Source organism: Roseburia sp. AF25-13LB (assembly GCF_003478915.1).
GTDB lineage: Bacteria > Bacillota > Clostridia > Lachnospirales > Lachnospiraceae > Roseburia_C > Roseburia_C amylophila.
This window is the reverse complement of sequence record NZ_QUFO01000002.1, coordinates 206,259-230,846: the sequence shown is the minus strand read 5'-3', so window position 1 is coordinate 230,846 and position 24,588 is coordinate 206,259. Positions and strand designations below refer to the sequence as shown.

Sequence of the window (24,588 nt, the reverse complement as noted above, 5' to 3'; positions counted from 1 at the left end):
TTCATAATTATAAATTTATAGTACTCTTCTACTGTGCATTTGTAAACCCATAACACTGTTGGTCAACCAGATTACCTGATGCATCATATAAATTAAACAGTGTCCAATAGTATCCCGGTACCGGCTGCCAGGTCGTCCACAAGGTATTTCCCTGGGTTCCACACTTACCGGTAGTATAAATCCAGGCGTCCTTTCCCTGCACATACAGATTGCAGTCTAATATCTGCATTTCATAATAATAACCTAGGTTATTAAAGCTCTGGATACCAATTAAATATCCATTTCCTGCCGGGTCAGGCATCTGGCAGATTGCTTCTATTGCATGGCGGTAATTAACTCCTACTGTGGTATTTACCACAGTTCCCTGTGCATCTTTTACCTCACAATAGACAAGATAATCTCCACTTGATGACGGACTATAATGGATTCCATAGTCTGCAGACCAATCACCTGCCTGAATCCACTGATTATTTTTCACATCATATACCAGCCAGCGGTAAGAAAGCTGTGATTTATCTGTGCCATCATTTACTACCGCCCCACCTTCAATCAGCCCATTTTCATACTGCCAGAGATAGATTCCAACAGAGGACAGTCCTGAAACAGCCGGTGCAGATTCAGGTGGATTAATGGCATTTCCATACTGGTAACCAGTAGTTGCAGTTTTTACGGAATTCGTATTTCCTGCAACCCGCACTTCCCCCTGTACCAGATAATTTCCAGCATTTTCCGGATACCAGTTCAATATATTCTGATTCAGCTGCCAGCCACTGACCACTCTCCAGACTGCAGTACTCTGATCGTATACCAGCCAGCGATACTCCAAATCCGCAGATGCAGATGTCGTTGCACTCATTGCCATCTGCACACATGGGCCAGACTGATTATCTGGAATATAAAGCTGAGCTGAAGTAATAGTTGCTAATGTTGGGGCCGCTTTCCATATAATATCATCTGTCCAACTGCTGATTGGTGTTCCTGTATCATTTGGTTTTATATATTTCAAATACTGTTCTACAACAGTTGAAGCATATGGGCCATCCATATACTTAAATACATTATATGCCTGACGGTCTGTCCCATCAGCATTCACAAGTCCCTGATAAAGACCTGCTCCTGTAGCACCAAGATTATCTTTAAATTGTACATAAATCATGGCATCTACCATATCATTTCTAGCTGCTGCATAATAAAGGTAAGCAAGACTTGCCGCCTGTGCTTCTTCCCCCAGGGTCTTAGCATCAAACCCCTGCTCTGACAAAATAATCCGATGCTTGGAACCATATGTATTCTTAATATAATCCGTCAGCACTTCCAAATTTGCCGCACATACAAAATTAGAAGTAATATCATGGGATAAATCTGCCGCTGCCTCTTTGCTCCACATCGTCTTATCCATTTTGCGTGGATAAGCATGATATGCTATGTTCCAATTACGGCTCTGCTCTTTTGCTGCAAAACGGTCAATAAACGTTTTGGTTGGAATTCCTGTTCCAGCCAGATTATCATACCAGTTATGTGTCGGGCATACATACACTCTTGCATATGGACTGTTATCTTTCACTGCATCATAAAATAAATCAAAAGACTTTACAGCAATATCAACATTTGTATTGATATCATACGAACCACAGTAATTATAATGCTGAGGTGCTGTTATCTCATTTCCAAGAATCCAGTTCTGTATGAAACAATCTGACTGTCCAAATACATCTGCCAAATAATGGAAAGTTGCATCCAGTGTTGCTACAGCATCCGCATCCTGTACATTCAATGCATAATAGAAATGTCCATTTTCTCTTCCTGCCGGATAAATCAGTTTCTGTATTTCCGGATTATCCGACCAACCTAATAATATTTCTGCTGTAATAATCTTACCAGCCGCCCGGAGTTCCCTGATTCTCCATTCAAAAACCTTTATATAATTTTCATAATTAAAATAATAGGTTTTTCCATTATAAACATATGGTGTTCCCGTTCCATCCGTGTTAATAATATTATTTAATTCCAGATTCACATAAACATGGTGGACAGAATTCTTCATTTCTGTATCAGAGCTGTCTGTCCAAAATTCTACTCCCTGAATACCTTTTTTATTTTCCGCCGTTGCTTCCACCACGTCAGACGCTGATGCTCTTTTTCCCATCAAGGTTGTTGCTGCTTTCGCCTGTGCCGGTACCATCATAGGAAATACCAGCAATACAACCAGTAAAAAAGCTACCAACTTTTGTCCTGTTCTTCGTATCCCTGCTCTTCTCATAATTATCTCCTTATCCGAATTGTCCTAAATAATGTCCATCCGCTCCATCCATATTATAATAAATATTACCATCCGAAATCAATCCCCTTGCTATCATTCCATTCCAATGAAAAAAACTATTCTTCCATATGGGTCGTATGAAAACCTGGAATGCATCAGGGTTCCATCGGCATTTGCATACCCTAAATCCCTTCCATTGGAGAAGCGGAAAAGGCCCCGTTGCTCCATGGCTCCATTTGCATCCAGATAAATAATATGTTCTCCATCTGGATGATAAGTAAGCCTGTCCTTCATCGGTGTGCCATCACTTTTGAAATAGTACATACTTCCTTCATATTCTATCCGGCTGTTACGCACCATTCTGCCATTCTCATCATAGAAATAATAGCCGCCTCCTTTTCCGTATCTTCCAAAAGTACCGGCAATGCAGCCGAGTAGATTGTATGATATGGAATCATACATACAACTTCAGCATCTGGATAATCATTTCTGATTCTCTGCAACATCGTGTAGTATGCATCTGCAAAATCATCTGTTTTACCATAAATGTATTCTTCTTTAATTTCTCCCATATCTACTTCACCCTGGAGACGCATCCACCAGGTACTTTCAACGGGCAACATGGACTCATCATAATAATAACCCTGTGTACCGCTATAATCTTTATATGTTGTTATGCTATCACCAAAAAAGAAACTCTTATTCCATCTTCCGTTTCTTCTTCATTTTCCTCTTTACTCCATCGTTCTAATTTTCTCATAACAGCCGGCTTTTTTTCTTAAGCAATAGTATATGTCCTGCCAAAAGAATAATACCCACGATGGAAATGTATACCGGAATTGCATTACTATCCGGTACATAGTCAAGTTTTATAACATGGTTTCCTGCTGCAATTCTGCTTCCCATAAATCCATAATCTACCTGTTGTAATTGTGCCTCTTTTCCATCTACATACAATTCCCAGTTCTTATCAAAAGGTATCATAAACAATAAGAATGAATCTTTTTCTGTTTCTATTGTTCCTGTAATCAAATTATTTTCATATGTGTCCATCTGCAAAAACGATTTTTCACTTATGCCCGATTGATATACCTCATCAATTGCATCTTCACTACTGCTTTCATAATGCAGATTTCCAATCTGATAAGTTCCTTTCTGAAAATACATGCATAAAGTATCTGTATTTTTATAATCTATGGTAAAGTTAACATTATTCATTCCTTCTGTAACTGAAATAATTTTCTGTTTCCAGACATCTCCCTCGTTCCACTGTATAAAAATTGAATTTTCTGTAGGAGAATAAATCTTGAAAGATACAATATATTCATTATCCTCCGTCCACTGCATATCCTTTGTCTGAAGGCAAATACGATTAAAATCCTCTGATTCACATTGTATTTCATACATATCATTTTTCACGGCTAACGTTATACCTTCTAAATACATCTCCTCCAGGGTAATTTCCTCTGACTCGACATTCAGCTCATTCTGATACTGAGTCAAATTACTCTCCTGTATGTCATCTGAAACAATACAATTCAGTAGTGCAACGTCTTTTTGACGGATAGATAACTTTTCAAAATCTTCAATGGATATCGTCTGGTCTATTACCACACCCAACGGCATACTATAATTATTACGATAAATATTATAGTTTTCATTCTCACCAATCTTTTCAAATCCTCTTGGTGGAGTTTCTGTCTTATCTAATACTGCATACTTCACACTCGCCAAGGAATCTATCATATATCTGGACAAAAAGCCATTACTTCTTTTCCAGACAGGTCTGTAAGTTGGTTCTGCCTCTATAGCCTCCAGAAAATCAACATACCCGCTTTTTACACTTTGTTCTCCATATCCCATGCTATTAAAATTATACAAAACAGATTCTGTATTATAATCTGCCATACGCTGGTCCCGAAAATATATTCTGTAAAAATCTTCCTGTTCATTTTCCTTTATTCCATCAATCATCCTCTGATTTTCTCCGGTATCTACAACATATTTTAATCCATCTGCCAAATCTTCTGCAGCTGTCATTGTCGGATGAATAAAGAAATATATTTCAGTGCATACAATTATCATAAATATGTAATTCACTATGACTTTATTTTTTATTTTGTTAAACATCAATAGAAACAGCAGCCAAAGACTTAAATAAATAATTACTTTTCCAAACATAATCATATTGAGCCGGCTTTTAAAATCATCAATTCCCAGATTCACCCCCATAAAAGCCACCATAATCACCGCATATGTTATACAAAGTAATTTTCCGTCTATACATTGTACCCCGCGTACTACCTTATCTAATACATAGACTGTCGAAAAAATCAGGAAGGCAAGCATCCACATTGTGCTTAACTTAAAATAGTCCTCATCTGCACCTAGATTACATAAATAAGAAACTGCCGGAATCACACAATATGCTACAATAAATGCAAATAATCCGAGCCATACCTTTTTTCCCTTTTTATTCAGGAATTTTACACATTGTGGCAGCAACAATAATACCAATAGTCCCACATAAAACAATGGTCCATCCAACGCATTCGGGCAAAAGGCAGTATTTCCAATTGCCCCTTCCAATGAAATTGCAAAACAGCTATTGAATGATGCTATAAGACGATCCGGTTCAGCAAATGCCAACAAATTTATCCACTTTGCAGAACTTCCAACCTGTGTACTAACATTTGCTACACGACCAGACGAAAATGTTGACATAATTTCCGGAATAAGACGATATGCCAATATAATAACAGAAACGATCATAATCAATGCACAGTTTCCAATATACTTCCAAAACTTTTTCCCACGATAATTTGTCACAAGATAATTACGAATTAACGTATAGCATAACATTGCAACTGAATACACCACTAAATGATATAATTGCAATTGTGTCCCCAATAAAACAATTGCAACCACCAACAGGAGCCAGTTGTTATCCTGAAAATAACATTCCAATGCATAAAGCAACAATGCAAAAAGGACAAATTCCAATGCATAGCTTGCCCAAAAACTTCTTACAATAAATGTAGCAGAATAAACATAACATAATGCACCATATACTGCCACTTTTTGCTTTATTCCAAGCTTTGTCAACGCACAATAGAACAACACTGCAGCCAAATACATTTTAATCAGATGATACCAGATAAATGTGTATTTAAGATTTTCTTTTCCAAAAAGGAGGAGAAATATATTTAAAGAAAAAGTCTGTCCACTAAAATCATAACTATTTCCCATACCCTCTGAAAAAGACCACCCCTTTATGCCGTCTCCTATATGATTTAGCCAGTTCACCAGGCTTGAATATTGTTGGATAGCCATATCTTTTGATACTAAAAAAAACTCTTTTCCAATAATAAATTTCCAATAAAAAAGCAGATTAAGAATTGTCATCAAGACAACCAGCCAAATCCAACTGTATTTTTCTTTTAAAATGCTACCCTTCATATCCCACCTCAAATAAATCATTTCTGCCACTTTATATAAAACTAATCACAAAAATACACTATCGCAATCTAGCCTATCATTTGATCTGTTTTCTATATTCTATTCTTCAATTAAGTCAATCCACTGTTTAATAATACTCTGTGGTTCATATTGTTCTACACATAAATGCGCATTTTTTTTGTACTTATCTCTCAATTCCTTATTATTAATGATTTCCGTCATAGCCCTGTACATTATCATTTCATTTTTTGTCAACTTTTCTTCTGCTCCAAAATATTTTCCCTCGCATACTGGAACCAAAATTCCATATTTCGCATATTCAATTTCATCCATAACATGAGAATCTATATTTGTTCCTGGTGCAAGAATTTCCCTTGCGCCCGACTTAAAATCAGAAGAAATAACCGGCAAATCACATGCTAATGCTTCAATCAATGCATTCCCAAAACCTTCAAATAAAGATGGAAATACGAAACATGTTGCCTTTTTCAGATATACAAATGGATTATCCGCAAATCCAACTATATCAACTGATTTTTCTATATTATATTCTTCAACCAATTTCTCATAATATTCCTTTAACTCCCCCGTTCCCAGAAGAACTAGCTTACATTTATAACCATCGTGGACTAATTTGGCAAATGCTCTTATTAGATGCCAGCCTCCTTTTTGGTATGTGAATCTCCCCATTGATATAAAACATACCTCATTATCTCCCAAATCATTTAACACATTATCTTCACTACTTGCCAACATTTTCATTTTTTGCAAGTTGTAACAGTTATATATAGTACAATTTTTCTGTGGTTCCAAGCCAAAATTGCTAACTAAATCTTTTTCCACTCCCTTTGATAACGAAACCACCTTATCCGCTTTATTATATAAATGTTTTACCATTGGAGTTAATATATATCTATATGAAAATGAGTTATCCTGTGACAGCTCGCACCTTACAGACACTATTGTTTTGGTTTTCGCCGTTTTAGTTAAAATATTTACAATATTTGCACTATCTAAAAAACTTATACATGCATCATATTTTCTTTTCCGTTTCAGACTTTTTATTCTACGAAATCTTTTAAAAAAAACCTTTAATTGATATAATACACTTTTCCGATTCTTTGGTTCTTTTATTTTTAAATCAATAATATTCCCCTTATATGGATATTTAATTATTGTTGCATTATTTAAAATAATATCTATTTCCCAATTATCCGGCCAATTTGTCACTATATTAGAAACCGCCCTTTGCGCTCCTCCAGTATCTAGTGATGAAACTATAAATGCTATTCTCCTCATTAAATTTTTTCCTTCCTAATTTTTAACCCTCACTATTATCAGTAATATATCTCTGTTAATGTGTCTTCATTCGTATTATATATCCCCATATTAGGTTGTAAAACAGCCCCATCAAAATACGGTTCAGCAAGTTTTAACTTATAACAAACTACCTCACCAGGTCTTACATCATCTGGAATATCTAATTGCCACATTTTCTTTTCACCATTTGAATTCAAGAACTGTATTAATAGTAAATCAGCATTAATGTCTTCTCTAATTCTTATTCCAAGAAAAACAGTATTGGCATCTATTACTTCCGCCTTATAGTTCTCTGTGTCATTTAGATTTACTTCTACAGATTTATCCTCTTCTTCAAAACGATATCGATAAATATTTACATTTGTATCATCAATATTCTGACCACTAATCTGTTCCAGCCATGTATCACGAAAGTCTGCATAAACTGGTGTTACCATATGCGCTTTATCAGCTTCAAATACTATAACTCCATCATTATACTCCCTTCCCATCCTAATAAAGTCTTTCATGCCACTATCCTGTAAGTAGTCTGAATCCAGCATTTCTATATAATTACTCTCTGAATAATCAGTCAGGTATTCGCTATGATAGTGAAAAGAGCAAAAAGCAAATGGTTTACTTGTATCAATAGCACTATCTATTTTTGAATATGCTTCTTGTAATTTTGTTCTACTTAAATCCGGATTATATTCTGACACTGCAATCGTCAATAAACTTAAAGCCAACCCCATCACCAAGAAGGCTCTTAAGACTTTTTTGCCAAATCGTTCCATTATTTCAAATAATTGCTTAAACGAAACAGCTAAAATACAAGCTAATAATGGTTCTACAAAAAGGAGATATCTTATTCTGAACATATGGCTTGTACAGAATACAAATATAAATGTACATGATAAATAGCAAAATACAATTGCAATTAATTGTTTGTTTTCATGCCATTTTCTACATAATATATATATAAATGATACCATCAAAACGCTTCCCATAATTATTCCAAATGGATGACTGATAAAACTTGTTATGTAACTCATTTCTGGATAATTAAAATGAAAAGTCAAATGTAATTTCAATGCTTCAATAACTTCTTTATAGTACCCCCATGTTATGTTTTCAAAATTCCAGCCAATTACAACAAGGAATATTAATATTCCCCCTACACTAAATAATATAAAATGCTTCTTCTCTCCCTTAATTATCATCAAAAAAATCAAATATAAAAAAAGTCCAATACAAAAAAACCAAGGATTTTGAAATACCAAATAATATGTATTAATTACCAATAGCAAAAAAAACAAAGCTACATATTTCAAATTATAGTCAAAGTACTTTTTTATAAAAAGTGTAAATCTATTTTCCTTCTTAAAATTATTTTTGCAATCAATAACCTTTAATCCAAAATAAAACAACCAAATTCCGGCTAATGGTGACAACGTATGCATCCTTATCAATCTCGCCTGTTCAACAAATCCTGGAAATAACAGCATGATTACAGAAGCCAAAAATGCCGTTTCCGTAGATTTCAATAAATTCAGCCCTATGTAATACAATGATATAATAACGAGTATTGCAAAAATCACTGATAACATTCTACCACTAACCACTGATAATCCTGTTATTTTATACACCATTGCTAAGCATAAATTATATAACATAGCCCCATGATATTTTTCCATTGTTGTGTTATGTACAAAATCCCACAAAGCAAACTGATGCTCATTAATTAAACCATATGCCGTTTTTATCATATAATGTTCATCATTGTAAAATTCTGGGTTTACAGCTATTTTATATGAATAAATCAACCAGGCAGAAACTATAAGTATTGCCACATTCACTAAATGAATATAATTTGATGTATTAAGTCGTACAGTGTCACCTTGTTTTGATGCATGAACAGCAATTACAGTTAATGCCAATACTATAATTGTTACTCCTACAGAAATAATAATGCTCAAAACATTTCTGTAGATTAAATTTCTAAATCTTAAGAAAAGAATCATATATGAACACAATAATAGAAAGCCTTGCAACAAAAACAGCAAACCAGCCGATTGTTCATTCTTTTCAAATACATTTTCTGTTTTACTTCTTTTCCAATATAAATCAAAAATTAATAAAATTAATATAATAAATCCTATCAATTCCAGTATATGATTGGTTGATATAAAAGAAAACACTGATGTCATTTTTTGACCCATTAAGCGCTTACCTCCTATGTATCTAATTATCTGTTCCAAGTAATTTTATCTAAATATCTATTCTTTTTCCTTAAATACCTTATAGCTTAAAAAAATCAGCCCCACCAAATATGGCAACAGACTAAAATCGGTTGCGATTGCAGCTCCAATAGCCCCATAACGAGGAATAAATAACATGTTTAATATAAAATTCAACAATATCATAGCAAAATAAATTGGTACTCTTTGCTTTGCTTTTTCTTGGTAATCCAATAAAGCAGACATAAATATTGTAATAGCATAACCACAATAGTAAGGTATCAGATAAATTATCACAATTCCAGATTTGCTATATTCTACCCCATATAATATTCTAATCACATAAGGGCCAAATAAGAGTACTGCTACGCAAATTAGCAACATAACCGCAACATTTCCAAGCATAATTTTATGAAATGTTTTCCTCATCCTATTTACATTTTCTTTGGTTAAAACAGCAAAGACAGTCATTGTACTTGTACATATTGCCAGATTAACATGTGTGAGTTTTCCCATTAAGCTTTTTGCAATAGAATATGCCCCTATTTCTCCGGTTTCACTCATCACTCCCAACATCAATGAGTCCATTTCTGTCAAAAGAAGTGAGCCAATACTAACAACAAAAATTGGCATAGCATATTTAAAAATACTCCACCTTATAGTTTTCTCATATTCACTATCCGCGTATTGGCATTTCGATTCTCTTAAATATTTTTTTAACAAAATGCTTCCTATTAAAGCAGCATTACAAATAGCAATTACATATCCGATTCCTAATCCAATGATATTTTTTGATATAACCAGACATCCTACACCAAAGATAAAATATCCACCAAATTCCACCAATGTCAATATGAAAATATTCTTAAATTTAACAAGACCTATAAAAACAGCCTTAAAATACTCTAACAAAGAATTAGCAAAGCACAAAAGGCTTCCGCATACAAACAGTTCTTTTAAATGCGGATATCTTAAATTTTTACTAGGCTCTACAAAGATAAATACTATACTTGCAATAGTAAATAATAATAAAAATAATCCACTGATTAGTAAACGTAATTTTATTCCTATACGAATATTGCTATTCTGTCTTTTGATATTTTTTCTTTCTTTGGCTACAAAAACTCTGACTGACTCATTTATTCCAAACCAGACTAACCAATAACACATAGTAATAATCGCATAAAAGAAACTCCATTCATCATAAGATTCAGTCGAAAGAAACCTCGCAATCATTATATCCGTTGCCATAAAGAGAATCATTCCTACCGCTTTTGATCCTAAACTCAATATGGTGTCATTCAATATATTGATTTGTTTTTTCATATATTCCTCCACTACTACAATATATTTATGGTTTGTTGTTTAAGCTGTATAATATATTTGAAAATTACGTAATCAGTTTAAGGACATAGGTCATCAGTTTAATTCTTTCAAGTTAGCCCTAGCTTTCTATTTACAGACTTTTATCAATCATATTTGACAAATGGTATAAATTCGTTTTCCCGATTTCGATACTGGAATGTCATCAACAATCTTGAAGTCTACTTTTGTTCCTTCTCCCATGGCTTTTTTTATTTCATTTTCTTTTTCAAAATAAAAACCTTTATTATCAACATCTTTATCGAAAAAAACCAATTTTACCAAAATGTGATCTATTGCATCCTGAATAACTTGAAATTGTTTTACATTAGTGCAGGGATAAAAAAGGTGTGTAAAATAATCTCCATATACTATACGCCCATCCATAGTTTTAAAAAAGTCAATTATTCTTCCAGTAACACATTTCAGCATAGGCAATCCCCTACCACATGTACAAGTCTTTGAGCTTAATGCTCCTCTGTCTCCTATTGCATAACGAATTATAGGCATTGAATAATCACTCAACAATGATACTATCAGTTGTCCTTCCTCATCTAAATTACATGATTCATAATTACCATCCAGCACCTCTATATAAGAAACAAACGTATTTATATGCAGACCTTCATTCTTATTACAACTACATGCCATGTCTCCCATTTCCCTTGAGCCATAACGATTTAAGACAGGACACTTAAATACTTTTTGAATTTCCTCTAACATCTGTTCGTCCAATGTTCCAGCAGATGTCATAATTCCTCGAGGTGAATACATTTCAATATGGTTTAAGTTTGCATATTTCACAATTTCCATAATGGACTGTACATACGCTAAAATCATTTTGGGCTTTGTCTCATTTATCACATTTATGTATTTTTTTATTACATCTTCAGACATTACAAAAGTATTTAAAAAGACTTCATTTCTCATCCAACGGTAAATTTTGTTCATCCAGTCTTTTTTTCCTGATACAATATCTCTTTCACTTCCCCATAAGCGAATTTGATAATCACCTATTTTTCGTCCAGACCATTCATCAAACAACAATTTTGCTCCTTGATCGGTTTCAAAAAATTTCCCACTATGCCTAAATTTAACCGGCTCTCCTGTTGTTCCTCCTGAAACATTTTCGAATGTCCAATCCCTTATTGGTATATCAGGATACATTTTTTTCCCTTCGCGTCGAATTATATCTTTTGTCAGTATAGGAAATTTCTTTATATCGTCAAATATTGTCGCCTTCGAAAAATCTTCTTTTTTGAATCCTAGTTCTCTATAATACGGAACATGTTCTATGGAGAATATCACAATATCATATAATTTTCTTTTCTGTATATTGATATTCTCCTCCATTACATTCCATTGCATTTTTTTTAAGTAATTATATGTTTTTAATTGACCCGAATATCTAAGTCCTTTCGCTCCTCTATTTCCTGTAAAATGTAAAACAAACCAACTTAATACCTTATGCAACATTTAATTAATCTCTCTTTCCTTGATAAGTATTATGTTTTAAAAATTATCTTTCCAACCACAAGACAGCATAAAATTCTCTGCCATATGCCCTATTTTTATCTCAAATAAACATTTCCGTCCAGCCTTTAGTCGGAACAAATTTCCATTTCAACTCATTTGATACACTTTTAATATCCTTGTTGTTCAGTTTTTCATCATTTGAAACATATATCAACTCATCATCTTGATAATTACACAATGGAAGACTTTCATTTGCATTTTTGCAATCCTCTGCAAATGGAAAATTTGTTGCATCTGCCCCCATCATAATGCCTACACCCATATCAAAAATATAGGCATTCAATGCAATTATAATTGCTCCAATCTGCTTTGGACTAGGTGCTACAGGGCCTTCCTTCTCGCCACTAATAATCATATCTCCAATATTCAATGTTTTTCTTTGAATCTCATCATGTATATGTCCATTTTTGTCTGCATAAAATAGTATTTTATTCAAATCCACTATTGTTTTGCTTATAGTTTTGTTTCCATACCAATTTCCCTCTGCCTCGTCATGATGTACCTTGTTTCCGAGAAACTTTAAACCACCCGCAATATACCAGACAACTTTAGCTGCTTTATAACGTTCTTTTCCTTCTAATGTATTCTTTATGTCATATAACTTATCATCTATATTTCGTAATAGACTCTTCTTTTTATATTCATCTCCTCCTTCTGCCACACTTCCAATCGTATGATGTGGTAAATACTCTTTTCTAACATTCATCCCTACCATATTCTTCATCGCCGCCGTATAGCCAGCTTTTCTATGAGTCTTCGGCTTTGGCATATTAATCACAACATCCGCATTCAAAATATAATTAGACACAAAATATTCATGTCTGCCAGGACAATGATGTTCTTTCAAACGGTCTGGAGAATAGTTTGTGATTCGCATCTTTTCTAAATGTTCTTTATCATATTTGGCAAACTGGCTCATGTCTGCTAAATCAATAACTGTTCCATCCTGATTGTCGCTAATTGTCTGTTTGCGAACGCCTATTCTTTTTTTACTATCAATCTGTGTTGTCAAGCCACGAAAATCTACAATCTTTATTTCTACGCCAACGTTTCTATACCACTCCATCATTTCATTATATCCGCTTTCTTCAAGCAGTTTTTCTAAGTTGCATTCCTGCATAGGTGCATCCCCAATTATGATTCCGCCTTTTCCCTTTAAAGCAATTAAAATATAATCAATAATTGGTGCAACAACTTCTGGCTGTGTAAAAAGACACTCTGTTCCTTCATTTGACTGATTATAATCCATAACTAAATTAGGCTTAATAATAACATTATCTCCTGGTTTAATTAATTCGCCTAACGGATTCCATCTATCGGTTCCATAATTGTCATTATCCATCTGATATATATGTAGTGCCTCCCTAACTGCTTCATACACTTGATTGTGTTCTGAGCAATCATCAAACATCATTTCAGGATATTGTGTATCTGGACGAAACCAATTTTTTTTCTTTCTATCTGTATATTTTTTTTCAGTACTATATGCAATTCCAACATAATTACTATTTAACATCAATCCAATCTCCCATTATCTTCTCAAATTCTGGTGGTGTAGCTATCATCCCCTCTGGATATTCTCTAGCAACATTCATAAACCTTTCATAATTATACATTTTACAATCATTTCCTTCATTTTTCTAGTTCTCTATATATCTTGCAAACCACATTTGAAAAACATAAAATGCCCATAAAATTTTAGGATATGGTTTTTTATCCGATTTATCAACTTTAGATATTAATTCCTGTACCGCCTCATAATTAAATATCCCTTGTTTGTCTAAATAATCCTTTTGAGAGACACGATTAATCTCGTCCTTCAAAAAGGTTCTTAACCATTTACCAAGCGGAACTCCAAAACCATTCTTAGGTCTATCCATCATTTTCTTTGGGACATAATCATACAATATATCCTTTAATATGTACTTTTTATTTCTTGCCTTATACTTATACTCATGCGGGACCCTAAAAGAATACTCCATAACATTCGTATCTAACAGTGGGCATCTCATCTCCAAAGAGTATTTCATCGATGCTCTATCTGCTTTTGTCAATACATCTTCCGGCAAGTAGGTGTACATATCTAAGAGCATTCTTCTTTCTTGCCAATTTTCTGTATCAATCAATCTTTCTTTATCAAATTTTATTCCCACATCGTTGTTCTTCATCATTTTTGAAACAAACATCTCTGGCAAATCTGAAAACAACTGAACCTTATAGTTAGGATTTCTATTATTAAGAAGTGCAACGACTTCTGCTGGCAATTTTTTCTTTATTGATTTGGGAATAAACTTATTTCCTACTCCAGACAGCTTATCAAGCATTTGTGAATAGTAAACATAATCATACATTGAATACCCGCAAAAAAATTCATCACCACCATCTCCTGATAATGCAACTGTAACCTTCTCTTTTGCCACTTTTGAAACTAACATTGTTGGCAATTCAGACGGGTCAGCAAACGGCTCATCGAAATAAAAACACATGTCATCCAGCAAATTTAGCATATCTCTTTCAGTAACATATACTTCATAATGATCCGTTCCCAGATACTGTGATGTCTCCTTTGCAAATTGTGCCTCATTTCTTTTCTTATCCTCAAACCCAATTGTAAAAGTTTTGATTTTTCCCTTCACAATATCATTTACAATAGCTGTTACAAGCGTTGAATCTATTCCACCACTCAAAAAAGAGCCAACCGGCACATCAGCTACCAATCTCTTTTCAACTGCATGATAAATGTTATTCTTTAATTCTTCCTTACATTCTTTGTAATCTAAAATAACATTTTTTTTACCATCAATATACTTTTCATATATGTCCCAATATTTCTTAATTTCTATTTGACCATTCTCAAATACCATATAATGTCCTGCGGGTAATTTGTATGTATCACAATAGATTGTATTTGGTTCATTAATATATTGATAACACAAGAACTGCTTAATTACATTTTCATTAAGATTTTTCTTGAAATTTGGATGTTTTACAATAGCCTTTAATTCTGACCCAAAAATCAAATCACCATCTTTCCAATAATAATATAGAGGTTTCTTACCTATTCTATCTCGTGCAAATACGATTCTTCCTGTTTTTAAATTCAAAATGGCAAAAGCAAACATCCCATCCAACTTTTCAATTGCTGCATCCCCCCATTCCATATATGCTGCAAGAATTACTTCTGTATCACAATCAGATTTAAACATATGTCCCTTTTCGATTAATTCTTCTCTTAAATCTCTGTAATTATAAACTTCCCCATTAAAAACAATCACATACTCATTTGTTTCTGAAAACATTGGTTGGTGCCCCAATACAGATAAATCCATAATTGATAATCTTCTTTGAGCAAATCCAAAATATTTATCTTCCACTTCTACCTGATAAATCCCCGAATCATTTGGTCCTCTATGATACATCGTGTCATTCATTGCTTCTAATGCCTCATCACCAATCTTTCTTTTTGAAATATATCCACAAATTCCACACATGAACTTTACTTTCTCCTACACATACCATTAAGTTTTTTCTCATAGGCGTCCACCACTTGTTGCCATGAAAACAGCTCTTGGCATCTCACTATACTAACTTTCGAACAGGCCTCTCTCTTTTCTTCATTCCGAATTAATTCAATTATTCTTTTCTCAAATCCCTCAACCGACACAATATCTCCATTACCATCAATTAACTCCTTACTACCCTCACACGGAGTCATAATAATTGGCAATCCACATGCCATAGCCTCCAGCACAACATTTGGCATTCCTTCTTTTGATGATGGCAATATAAATAAATCTGCATTTTGATAAAAAGGCACAATCTCTTCTTTTCCCTTTTGTCCTACGAATTCTACCATATCTGAAACATGGTTTTCCTCCGCAATTCGTTCCAATGTTTCTCGATATGGACCATCTCCAACTACAATTAGTTTTACACTTTTCTCCGTACTATCCTGTATTTTTTTTAACTGTGGAAAAATAAATTGTAACCCTTTTCGTTCAATCAACCTTGAAACAAAAAGAATTTTAAATTCATCACTTTCCTCTTTTACGCTCGGATAAAAAACTTCTGTATCAACACCATTCGGTATAACATCAAATGGTTTCTTATTATAAAAATCAAGCGCCATATCCTTTAGCCCCTGGCTATTTGCAATTAATGCGTCTGCATTTTTCCAGATAAGTTTTATCGCCGGTGCAATTATCTTATATACTTTCGTGAAACGTTCCTGAAATCCTGGAACATCCCCACCACCAAATCGTATCACGTATGGAAGTTTATACTTCTTTTTTAGCATATACCCTATTGGTCCACTTGGTATCCCAAAGAATACCAGGCACACATCAAAATTTTCTCTTTTTTGCAATTTATTCGCAACAGGATATGCCTTCAGCAGATAACTCAACATTTCTTTGAAGCTGCAATGTTCCTTATGTGCCCTCTTCGAATTCACTCGAATAACACGCACACCATTTACAATTTCACTCTCAGGCATTCCCTGATAATTTGCAGTTACAAGTGTTACCTCATGACCTTTTTCCACAAATCCCTTGGTCAAAAAATAGCACGCGTTGGCGCCTCCGCCTCCAATAGGTGGAAACTCATGGGATATAGCAAGTATTTTCATTTTTATTCTTCCGTTTCCTTATTTTCTATTGTTTCTTTTATACTATATGATTTATCAATTCCAGAACCATAGTATGTCTTACTCATCATGTCGCTCATCAATCCAAAAATAAACATTAGTAATCCAACTATAATAAAGAATACTGTTAATAATGGTGGCATAATATTATTAGACATCTTATAACCAAGTGCAAATAATACGATTGACCATATTGCGCATACTACTCCAAGGAATATAGATACCATACCGCCTGCTCCCAATATATGTAATGGCCTTACAGCATACTTACTCCAGAACCATAATGAAATCATATCTACAAACCCCTTGATAGTTCTCTTCCAATTATATTTTGTCACACCGGCTGTCCGAGGTCTGTGATTTACCACAACTTCTCCAACTTCAAAGCCTTTAATTCTTAAAAGCGCTGGAATAAAACGATGCATTTCCCCATATAAATTTATATGATCAAAGCATTCCTTCTTATAGATTTTTAATGAACATCCACTATCATGAATATTATCTTTGACAATAATTCCTCTTAAGAAATTTGCAACTCTGGATGTAAATTTTTTCATTACTGTATCTTTTCGGTTCTTTCTCCATCCAGATACAATATCAAGGTCATTCTCTTCCAAATAGTTTACAAGCTTTGGAATGTCGGCTGGGTCATTCTGTCTATCACCATCCATTGTCACAATATAGTCATACTGAGCTGCTTTGATTCCTGCATCCATTGCCGCTGTCTGCCCAAAGTTTTTACGCATACGAATATATTTTAAAGGCTTTAATTCTTTACAAATCTCCGGTGTCTTATCCTTTGAGCCATCATCTACAAAGATGATTTCAAAGTTATAATTTTCTTTTTTACATGCTTCAAGTATTTCCTTGTGTAACTCTCTTACGTTTCCTTCTTCATTAAATACTGGTACTACTACCGATATACCTTGCATTCTCATTTGCCTCCTGCTATTTTATAAAATATCTTCTCATTTGCTCATATATTTCAATATCATTCTAACCAAAATAGGTCCTGATACGCCTACTAATGCGATGTCAGAAAAGCTGTTTAAGAAAAACTCTTTCCCTACATAAAAGAAACCTACGACAGAACATAACGTACAACATACAAAGCTAAAAATACATTTGCCTGGCTCACTTAACCTTAGCTTACATATTGCCAAATATATTACACCATATAACAAGGTTGCCCAAAAGAATGGGAACATAAACCATAATGCACCTGCAAATGGTTCTGCGTTTAATTTCAAATAATTTACTAGAGCATCCATCCCTGTACATATGTCATACGGCTGATATACATCTTGAAGAATCCCCATTTTATGAAACACATTACGCATCAAACCAAGTAATACCATGTCTCCGTATGTTTCTTCATGCTTTCTTCCTTATTATTCTATTTTTCATTTTTCTTAATTTAGTTATTATTCTCCAACTACGACTATTTTTTATCTGTGTAAGTTCTAATTCTAGTTTTTCATTTTTTTCAAGTTCATTTGCTATTCTAAGCTCTAATTCTATCTTTTCTTCTTCCAGTTGTTTCCTTTCATATATTAAATCTTTTTCCCGTTTTTGAGCACTCATCTCTAGTTTTCCATATGCATTTGTTAAATGCTGCACGGCTTTAACCAGTTCTTCTTTCTCTTCAAATATACGATCCATATCTTCTTTCAGTCCATTTTCAGACCAAAAAATAGATAGATTTTCTACCCTTATTTCTAATTCTTTTATATCAGAAAAGTCACCGCTTAATATATACTGTGGATCTTTTGTTAAGAATAAATCTTCATTTCCAAAATGAATTCCATTCAAATTATTAACTTCAATATGTGTGTCATTAACAGATATTCCAGAACACACACACATAAATTTCTCACATGGATCAAAGCGAATATATTTTATATTTTGAGGAACTTTAATTTTAAAAGAAAGCTCCTCTTTCTTTCCAATTTTTAAAATATATTTTATCTTTTTAACCTTCGATACTTCAAAGCCATCTCCGAAGTCATAATAGATTTCACTCTCAAGCTGCATAATTGGTGGAAAACACTGTAATTTGTTTTCATTAAATGCTTCATATCCATACTGATTATTAATTAGCAAATCCTCTTTCATTATATATGCTGGCAAAAAACCTTTATTTTGCATATATATAGACATCAGATAAAATATTCCCTGTGCATCGAGGTCCCCACACCTTACTGTTTCTATTCCACGAATTGCCTCTGTTTTTATAATTGCAAAGCCATCTTCTGATATTACAGGCGATTTGTCCCTGGATAAAACTATTCGAATGTCATTTTTATCCGCTATTTCCTTTATATCGGAATAATAGTCCTGCCAATTATCATAATGCCCCATATTATGAGCTTTTATATAATCCACATATGGAACAAGCATCCCCTCTATTCTGGAGTTTTCCAACAATTTTAATGACTTTTCAAGTTGTTCCCTACTACCAAGAATATTCTGTAAATAATACAACTGGCGCTGTAACAATACGCTTTTTAATTCTGTAGTACTTTTTTTCAATGGATTTATTATAACAATATAATCAAAGTCATCGTAATTTGCCTTCACATTCATTCCTAAATGCAACAAGGAATTTGACTTTTCATTGCATTGAAATACTTCCAAATCATCTTCAAACTCGTTGCATATTTTCCATATTATTTCTTTATATATTAAATTTTCTATATTAATAAATAATGCAACCTTTTTCCCAAGTATTGCCATGATTGTCCCCTTTCTATATCACATGAAACAATTGGAAACTCTCCACTAAATCTTTTTGATGACATGTTCTAATTAAATTAGAATATATTAAAGCTGTATCATATGAAGTTTCTTTTTCCAAAAAATCTAGAAACTCTTTTGCAACTGGTAGGGTTTGACTATAATCAGTCTTCATAGAAAAAAATGTTCTTCTTTTAAAGAAAGGTGACTTTCTATTTTTTATAACCTCCAATGGTGCTACAATCAAAGGACAACATGTATATATCTCTTCATCCATATCATCATAATTAGTATAACAATCCCATCTATAACCATTATCGCTAAAGTATTTTGTTATATACTGTTCATGACTCCCTCCCGATTCATAATAACTTTTTATCATAGGCATTTCATCCCAATATTTCTGAAAAATAGTGGATGAAACAATACTTCTTCTAAAAGCCATAAAGCTAGACTGAATATGTTCTGGAATATATCCATAAGGGCACTGCCAGATTTGTTGTGCCACTGGAGAATTTTCTTGAAAACACTTTGTAATCCCCCAAAAATCCAGTTCCAAGCGCTTATCCATTATGTCAAACATCTCCTTTAATGGATACACCGGTCCCATAATAGTATAATTCATTAAAATAATTTCATCATACTCTATAAGCTTATTCCAGCCTTCACTGTCTATAGCTGTCTTATATGCCCATACATCAAATCCCTTATTTTCACGGACAATAATATTACCTGTAAACTTTTCAAATGTTTTTCGCCCTCGCTCATTTAACTGTCCATTGCATACTACAATTAATTTATCAACATGTTTTGTCAAATCCTCCAATACATAGTCAACATACTTATCCACTATGCCATCTTTGTCAAAGAAAAAGTATATACCCAGTCTCTTCATTCTTCATCTCCACTTTTGTATCTGATTATTTCTTAATACTAATGTTTTTTTATTTTACTCTTCAATTCAAGAAGTTCTATTTTTCTTTCATCAAGTTCTGACAACACATTTTTATATAATTCCATATAACGTTGTATCTCTGCTTCCGCATGATTCACTCTCTCTTCAGCAAATTGAATCGTTTCATTGTGTTCATTATAAAAACTTTTGTATTTTTTCAATTCATTATCAAGATTCGTTGCATGTTTCTGCAGATTTTCTATATAATGACTAGATGAATTTAAATTTTCGCTCAAACTTAATGTCGTTACCTCTTTTTGTTTCAATTCGGTCTGTAATATTTCTATCTGACGTTTTAATTCACTAACAAGTTTTTGATACTCCTCCTCAGAATTCATTGACGTTTCTTTTCTATTTTGTTCAACCAAAACAGACTTTCTATTTTCTGTTGCCACATGTATAACGCTTGCATATGCATACTTGATTACAATCCCCTCTACACGTTCATTATTCTCTTTAAACACAAAAGAAAGCCAATTTTCAAATTTCTCATTTCTATAAACTTCCATCATAACAAAACGCTTTCCTTTTGCATCTAAATTTTTATCATAATCCTGCATTATTTCATCCGGAACAACCACAACATTCTTATTTTCATATTCAAGAAATGTTGCATATTCACTTGTAGTTAATATTGTACAATTCTGTTTGCTTTTTTCCAAAAACTCATCCCTATAAATTGGTATTCCACTATCATCTATTTCAGTAAGCATATATATATATTCCATGATTCAAATTCTCTCCTCTATTTCTCTTTGTTTACAATTTTCCCAAATAACCACATAAATTTATTATTCAAGAAATATAATACTAAAGATGTAACTAAAATAATTCCTACACAAATTCCAAATACACCATAGCTTTCTGCTGTTGATATTTTATAAAAATCAACCATATCTGTCACTTTATAAATAATAAAATGATGAATCAAAAAGATTGCATATGCATACTTTGAAAGGAAACTACAGATAGCTTTCACAACACCACATTCCATATATTTTGCAATAAATGTTAATACCAGAAATGCTGCTATACCAACATAAGTCGTCTGAATGTTACTATTGAAAGCAGGTGACAGAATGGTATTCGCAATCAACACCGCCAAGGCTCCCAAAGCAACTTTCCAGTTTGTCTTTTTAAAATATTTCATATAAAGCATTCCAAAAAATACTTCCGGAAGTCTCACCGTCACCAGTTCTGCTTTGCTCAATCCTGTCTGATAACACACAATTGACAACAGATATACTAAAATAATTGCTGCACTAAATGTTCCCGGGTGCTTATTTGCCCCCCAACGCAGTAACGGAAATAGTATATAAACTAAAATAATACATCCTAAAAACCATTCACCAATTATGAAGAAAGTCGGCTTTACAGCAGCATAATAACTGTCAAATCCAAATATCGTATACAAAATATTTTGTTTTGGTATTCCAGAATAATCCGCATGATATACCAGCTTCTGTATTACAAACGCAATTATATAAGTAATCCAGAACATTGGATAAATTGCAACAAATCTTTTCTTGTAGAATTTTGCCAGATTGCAGCTGTTTTCATATACGTACATCAATGCGGCGCCTGATATAATAAAGAACAATGACACGCCAAAATCACCGATATACAAATTGCATATTTTATATGTAATTACTACCTTATCCAGAGGTTGTGGATCCATATATAGAAATAATGCATTGTAATGTGTAAGCAAAATAAGTATTACTGCCAACGCCCGAATAAAATCCAAATAAAATATTCTTTCTCTTTTCATCGTTTTCACTTTCCAACTTTTTTTATTTTTCTATACACTTTTTTCAGGAATTTAAACGGCTTTTTACCACCAATTTTATCATAAATTTTCTGTGCACATTGTGTAGAAACACTATTCATAAAATCACACTGTACTATTATTTTTTTAATAATCCCTGTAGTCCTTAATCTGAAATACATCTGAGGGTCCGGGGCAATAAATACCAGCTCATCATCAACCATTACACCATTACTTACTGCATCCTTTAATGTGTACTCCTCAATGTGATTATTTTGGAATAACACTTTAATATGAATATCTCTTACTACAATTCCGCCAACTTCACCCGGATCCCAGCGTAATTCTTCAATCACACCAAGTTTGTCCAAATCTGTATACAAAAATTCATGATTATCCAGATGGCTGACTTCATCCACTGAGTTCTCTGCCAGGAATGAATTTTCTTCCGAAAATCCACTTTCATTTTTAAAATACATTCTGGCCCGCACAATATTTCCTTCCAAATAGCCTAAAGCCGAGCGGCACATTCTCCATTCCCCAAATGCACGTTTTGTTGTAATCAGAACATCCTCATAATTTCCCGCACCCGGTCCCATATGAAATACTGCATTATTTAATCCACGCACCATATAGTTTAAGTTAGTCACTTCAATCTGAGCACCTTTTTCCGAAAAAATCCATGCCGGATAGTAGCCTTCCTGCTGTACTACATAGCTATAAATCCGTTCCACAGCATGCAACAGCGTTCCATCAATTTTATTTGGTTCTGCCGGAAAATCCTTATACTCCCAATCCTGGTCAAACAATAATTTCAAGGCCTTCGGTCTGAACCAGAACATTGTTCCCAGTGGAGCAATCGGCTCTTTCTTTTTATCAATCGGAACTGTTATGCCTAATTTTTCTGCAAGTTCTACTGTAACATCATAATTCATGCCCCATTCAAGTCCCAAAGTAATATAATAATCACCATGATTTGGCGGTGGCGGTGTCAACAATCCAGCTCTTGGATTCTCTTCAAATGTCCGAATTACATTCTGAACAAATTCCTTTGTCGGCAATAAATTTTCAAAACATTTGTATGAAAAACCAGCCCCAACTGTTTGTGGCGATAATTGAGTTACCTTTTTATCATGAACAAAGCAAACATAATCATAATCCATGATAAAATCCTTTGTTCCAACTAAAAGAGCGCTAACATCTCTTCCCCGGTTTTCAATCAAAATCACTTTCACATTGTTTTCTAATACCGAGAAAGTCTCTTCAATAATTTTTTTCTTTTTTTCTGAACCAACTGTCACGTAAATATCTGCTTCTTTTGGCATTGACTGTACATAATGAAGACAGTATTCTGCCAAATCCTCAAAATAGAAATGTAGCACAAGTGCTACTCTTTTTTTCTTTAACACTTCTGATATATCTGTACCATGTTTACTGTCCAGTATGAAATTAAGCTGCATATTTTTCTTAATATCTGCCTGATTCTCCAGACGTAAAATATTATCCCAAATCAGATTCACATCATAATCTGTATGCTTATCTATGAAATCATATGCTTCGATAGCTTCCTGTCCTACTGTATCATGAATAATGTTGGAGTAGTCCTGCATAAATGATCTTCTTTTAAAAATAGGGCAGCGTTTTTCTTCCAGCATTTCTCTTGTTGCACACAAAATCGGATGATTATTATAACCATCTCCCATATCTGCATAAACATCCCATTTAAACCCCTTTTCCGAGAAGCGTTTTGTAAACATCGCCTCGTGACATCCTACTGCATCACGATAATCCTTAATTTCCTGCATATTATTCCAATAACTTTGGAATTCAATGCTTTTTAACATAGGTGTTCGTACTGCAATAAAATGAGACTGAATATGGTCTGGAATGTAGCCACATTCAATAGTTCCAAATGGATCACCCTTCTCATATTTATGATACATTGTAATTCCCCAGAAATCTAAATCTCTGGCACTCATGGATTCAAACATTTCACTCAATGGATACACCGGCCCCATTATCGTAAAATTCATCATGATAACTTCATCATATGTAACTAGTTTATCCCATCCATAATAATCGAGAACTGTTTTGTATGCCCATACATCAAGTCCTTTATTCTCTCTCACCATCACTACAGGTGTCACCTGATTTAACTTTTTCCTGCTTTCCGATGTTAATTTTCCATTTACAACAACGGCTATTTCACTGGAATGCTCTTTTAATGCACACAGCATGTAAATGATATAATCATCTACAATTCCCTGTTTATCATAAATAAAATAAGCTATTAAACGCTTTACTTTCTTTTCATCAATTATCATAATTTAA

General features: G+C 33.5%; 18 protein-coding genes. All 18 read right to left on the bottom strand.

Features of this window, described 5'->3' with window-relative positions; genetic code table 11:
• Nucleotides 1-28 precede the first annotated feature (28 nt).
• The 18 genes from DWY37_RS04330 to DWY37_RS04245 all read right to left on the bottom strand — a co-directional run bounded on the left by DWY37_RS04330 (nt 29) and on the right by DWY37_RS04245 (nt 24,581).
• Nucleotides 29-2,260: a DUF5722 domain-containing protein gene (locus DWY37_RS04330; protein WP_118541878.1), complete on the bottom strand. Its 2,232-nt coding sequence runs from the start codon at nt 2,258-2,260 to the stop codon at nt 29-31.
• A 93-nt stretch (nt 2,261-2,353) separates the two neighbouring features.
• Nucleotides 2,354-2,620: a hypothetical protein gene (locus DWY37_RS04325; RefSeq protein WP_118541876.1), complete on the bottom strand. Its 267-nt coding sequence runs from the start codon at nt 2,618-2,620 to the stop codon at nt 2,354-2,356.
• On the bottom strand, nt 2,599-2,832 hold the full coding sequence (locus tag DWY37_RS04320; protein WP_147403579.1) for a hypothetical protein: 234 nt from the start codon (nt 2,830-2,832) through the stop codon (nt 2,599-2,601). Before DWY37_RS04320 ends, DWY37_RS04325 begins: the two co-directional genes overlap by 22 nt.
• Nucleotides 2,833-3,016: 184 nt before the next feature.
• On the bottom strand, nt 3,017-5,719 hold the full coding sequence (locus DWY37_RS04315; protein ID WP_158575662.1) for a YfhO family protein: 2,703 nt from the start codon (nt 5,717-5,719) through the stop codon (nt 3,017-3,019).
• Between the two features lie 99 nt (nt 5,720-5,818).
• Nucleotides 5,819-7,018: a glycosyltransferase gene (locus DWY37_RS04310; RefSeq protein ID WP_118544445.1), complete on the bottom strand. Its 1,200-nt coding sequence runs from the start codon at nt 7,016-7,018 to the stop codon at nt 5,819-5,821.
• 38 nt (nt 7,019-7,056) lie between these two features.
• Nucleotides 7,057-9,237: an ArnT family glycosyltransferase gene (locus tag DWY37_RS04305; RefSeq protein WP_118544446.1), complete on the bottom strand. Its 2,181-nt coding sequence runs from the start codon at nt 9,235-9,237 to the stop codon at nt 7,057-7,059.
• Nucleotides 9,238-9,294: 57 nt separating this feature from the next.
• Entirely contained in the window at nt 9,295-10,581 is a 1,287-nt protein-coding gene (locus DWY37_RS04300; protein ID WP_118544447.1) for an oligosaccharide flippase family protein, read from the bottom strand.
• Nucleotides 10,582-10,728: 147 nt separating this feature from the next.
• Entirely contained in the window at nt 10,729-12,093 is a 1,365-nt protein-coding gene (locus DWY37_RS04295) for a phenylacetate--CoA ligase family protein (RefSeq protein WP_118544448.1), read from the bottom strand.
• Nucleotides 12,094-12,193: 100 nt separating this feature from the next.
• The gene (locus tag DWY37_RS04290; RefSeq protein WP_118542512.1) at nt 12,194-13,669 is read right to left on the bottom strand and encodes a DUF362 domain-containing protein; all 1,476 of its coding nucleotides are present in this window, start codon (nt 13,667-13,669) and stop codon (nt 12,194-12,196) included.
• 124 nt (nt 13,670-13,793) lie between these two features.
• Nucleotides 13,794-15,644: an asparagine synthase (glutamine-hydrolyzing) gene (gene asnB / locus DWY37_RS04285; RefSeq protein ID WP_118544449.1), complete on the bottom strand. Its 1,851-nt coding sequence runs from the start codon at nt 15,642-15,644 to the stop codon at nt 13,794-13,796.
• Nucleotides 15,645-15,649: 5 nt separating this feature from the next.
• The gene (locus DWY37_RS04280; protein WP_118542458.1) at nt 15,650-16,780 is read right to left on the bottom strand and encodes a glycosyltransferase family 4 protein; all 1,131 of its coding nucleotides are present in this window, start codon (nt 16,778-16,780) and stop codon (nt 15,650-15,652) included.
• A gap of 2 nt (nt 16,781-16,782) precedes the next feature.
• Entirely contained in the window at nt 16,783-17,730 is a 948-nt protein-coding gene (locus DWY37_RS04275; RefSeq protein ID WP_117946384.1) for a glycosyltransferase family 2 protein, read from the bottom strand.
• A gap of 36 nt (nt 17,731-17,766) precedes the next feature.
• The gene (locus DWY37_RS04270; protein WP_118542456.1) at nt 17,767-18,156 is read right to left on the bottom strand and encodes a hypothetical protein; all 390 of its coding nucleotides are present in this window, start codon (nt 18,154-18,156) and stop codon (nt 17,767-17,769) included.
• A gap of 16 nt (nt 18,157-18,172) precedes the next feature.
• Nucleotides 18,173-19,534 (bottom strand): rhamnan synthesis F family protein, encoded by a 1,362-nt coding sequence (locus DWY37_RS16255; protein WP_117946380.1) that lies wholly within the window; start codon nt 19,532-19,534, stop codon nt 18,173-18,175.
• 13 nt (nt 19,535-19,547) lie between these two features.
• Nucleotides 19,548-20,429, bottom strand: a complete 882-nt coding sequence (locus DWY37_RS16250; protein ID WP_117946378.1) for a rhamnan synthesis F family protein — start codon at nt 20,427-20,429, stop codon at nt 19,548-19,550.
• 38 nt (nt 20,430-20,467) lie between these two features.
• Nucleotides 20,468-21,217 carry a hypothetical protein gene (locus DWY37_RS04255; protein ID WP_117946376.1) on the bottom strand — a complete coding sequence of 250 codons (750 nt, stop codon included), beginning with the start codon at nt 21,215-21,217 and terminating at the stop codon, nt 20,468-20,470.
• Nucleotides 21,218-21,234: 17 nt separating this feature from the next.
• Nucleotides 21,235-22,260: an acyltransferase family protein gene (locus DWY37_RS04250; RefSeq protein ID WP_118544450.1), complete on the bottom strand. Its 1,026-nt coding sequence runs from the start codon at nt 22,258-22,260 to the stop codon at nt 21,235-21,237.
• A 5-nt stretch (nt 22,261-22,265) separates the two neighbouring features.
• On the bottom strand, nt 22,266-24,581 hold the full coding sequence (locus DWY37_RS04245) for a rhamnan synthesis F family protein (protein WP_117698424.1): 2,316 nt from the start codon (nt 24,579-24,581) through the stop codon (nt 22,266-22,268).
• Nucleotides 24,582-24,588: the final 7 nt, after the last annotated feature.

Bases quoted from the DNA above. Each gene is read 5' to 3' on its own strand.
- DWY37_RS04330 (WP_118541878.1), bottom strand. From the start codon at position 2,260: ATGAGAAGAGCAGGGATACGAAGAACAGGACAAAAGTTGGTAGCTTTT.
- DWY37_RS04325 (WP_118541876.1), bottom strand. From the start codon at position 2,620: ATGGTGCGTAACAGCCGGATAGAATATGAAGGAAGTATGTACTATTTC.
- DWY37_RS04320 (WP_147403579.1), bottom strand. From the start codon at position 2,832: ATGGGAGAAATTAAAGAAGAATACATTTATGGTAAAACAGATGATTTT.
- DWY37_RS04315 (WP_158575662.1), bottom strand. From the start codon at position 5,719: ATGAAGGGTAGCATTTTAAAAGAAAAATACAGTTGGATTTGGCTGGTT.
- DWY37_RS04310 (WP_118544445.1), bottom strand. From the start codon at position 7,018: ATGAGGAGAATAGCATTTATAGTTTCATCACTAGATACTGGAGGAGCG.
- DWY37_RS04305 (WP_118544446.1), bottom strand. From the start codon at position 9,237: ATGGGTCAAAAAATGACATCAGTGTTTTCTTTTATATCAACCAATCAT.
- DWY37_RS04300 (WP_118544447.1), bottom strand. From the start codon at position 10,581: ATGAAAAAACAAATCAATATATTGAATGACACCATATTGAGTTTAGGA.
- DWY37_RS04295 (WP_118544448.1), bottom strand. From the start codon at position 12,093: ATGTTGCATAAGGTATTAAGTTGGTTTGTTTTACATTTTACAGGAAAT.
- DWY37_RS04290 (WP_118542512.1), bottom strand. From the start codon at position 13,669: ATGTTAAATAGTAATTATGTTGGAATTGCATATAGTACTGAAAAAAAA.
- asnB (WP_118544449.1), bottom strand. From the start codon at position 15,644: ATGTGTGGAATTTGTGGATATATTTCAAAAAGAAAGATTGGTGATGAG.
- DWY37_RS04280 (WP_118542458.1), bottom strand. From the start codon at position 16,780: ATGAAAATACTTGCTATATCCCATGAGTTTCCACCTATTGGAGGCGGA.
- DWY37_RS04275 (WP_117946384.1), bottom strand. From the start codon at position 17,730: ATGCAAGGTATATCGGTAGTAGTACCAGTATTTAATGAAGAAGGAAAC.
- DWY37_RS04270 (WP_118542456.1), bottom strand. From the start codon at position 18,156: ATGGTATTACTTGGTTTGATGCGTAATGTGTTTCATAAAATGGGGATT.
- DWY37_RS16255 (WP_117946380.1), bottom strand. From the start codon at position 19,534: ATGGCAATACTTGGGAAAAAGGTTGCATTATTTATTAATATAGAAAAT.
- DWY37_RS16250 (WP_117946378.1), bottom strand. From the start codon at position 20,429: ATGAAGAGACTGGGTATATACTTTTTCTTTGACAAAGATGGCATAGTG.
- DWY37_RS04255 (WP_117946376.1), bottom strand. From the start codon at position 21,217: ATGGAATATATATATATGCTTACTGAAATAGATGATAGTGGAATACCA.
- DWY37_RS04250 (WP_118544450.1), bottom strand. From the start codon at position 22,260: ATGAAAAGAGAAAGAATATTTTATTTGGATTTTATTCGGGCGTTGGCA.
- DWY37_RS04245 (WP_117698424.1), bottom strand. From the start codon at position 24,581: ATGATAATTGATGAAAAGAAAGTAAAGCGTTTAATAGCTTATTTTATT.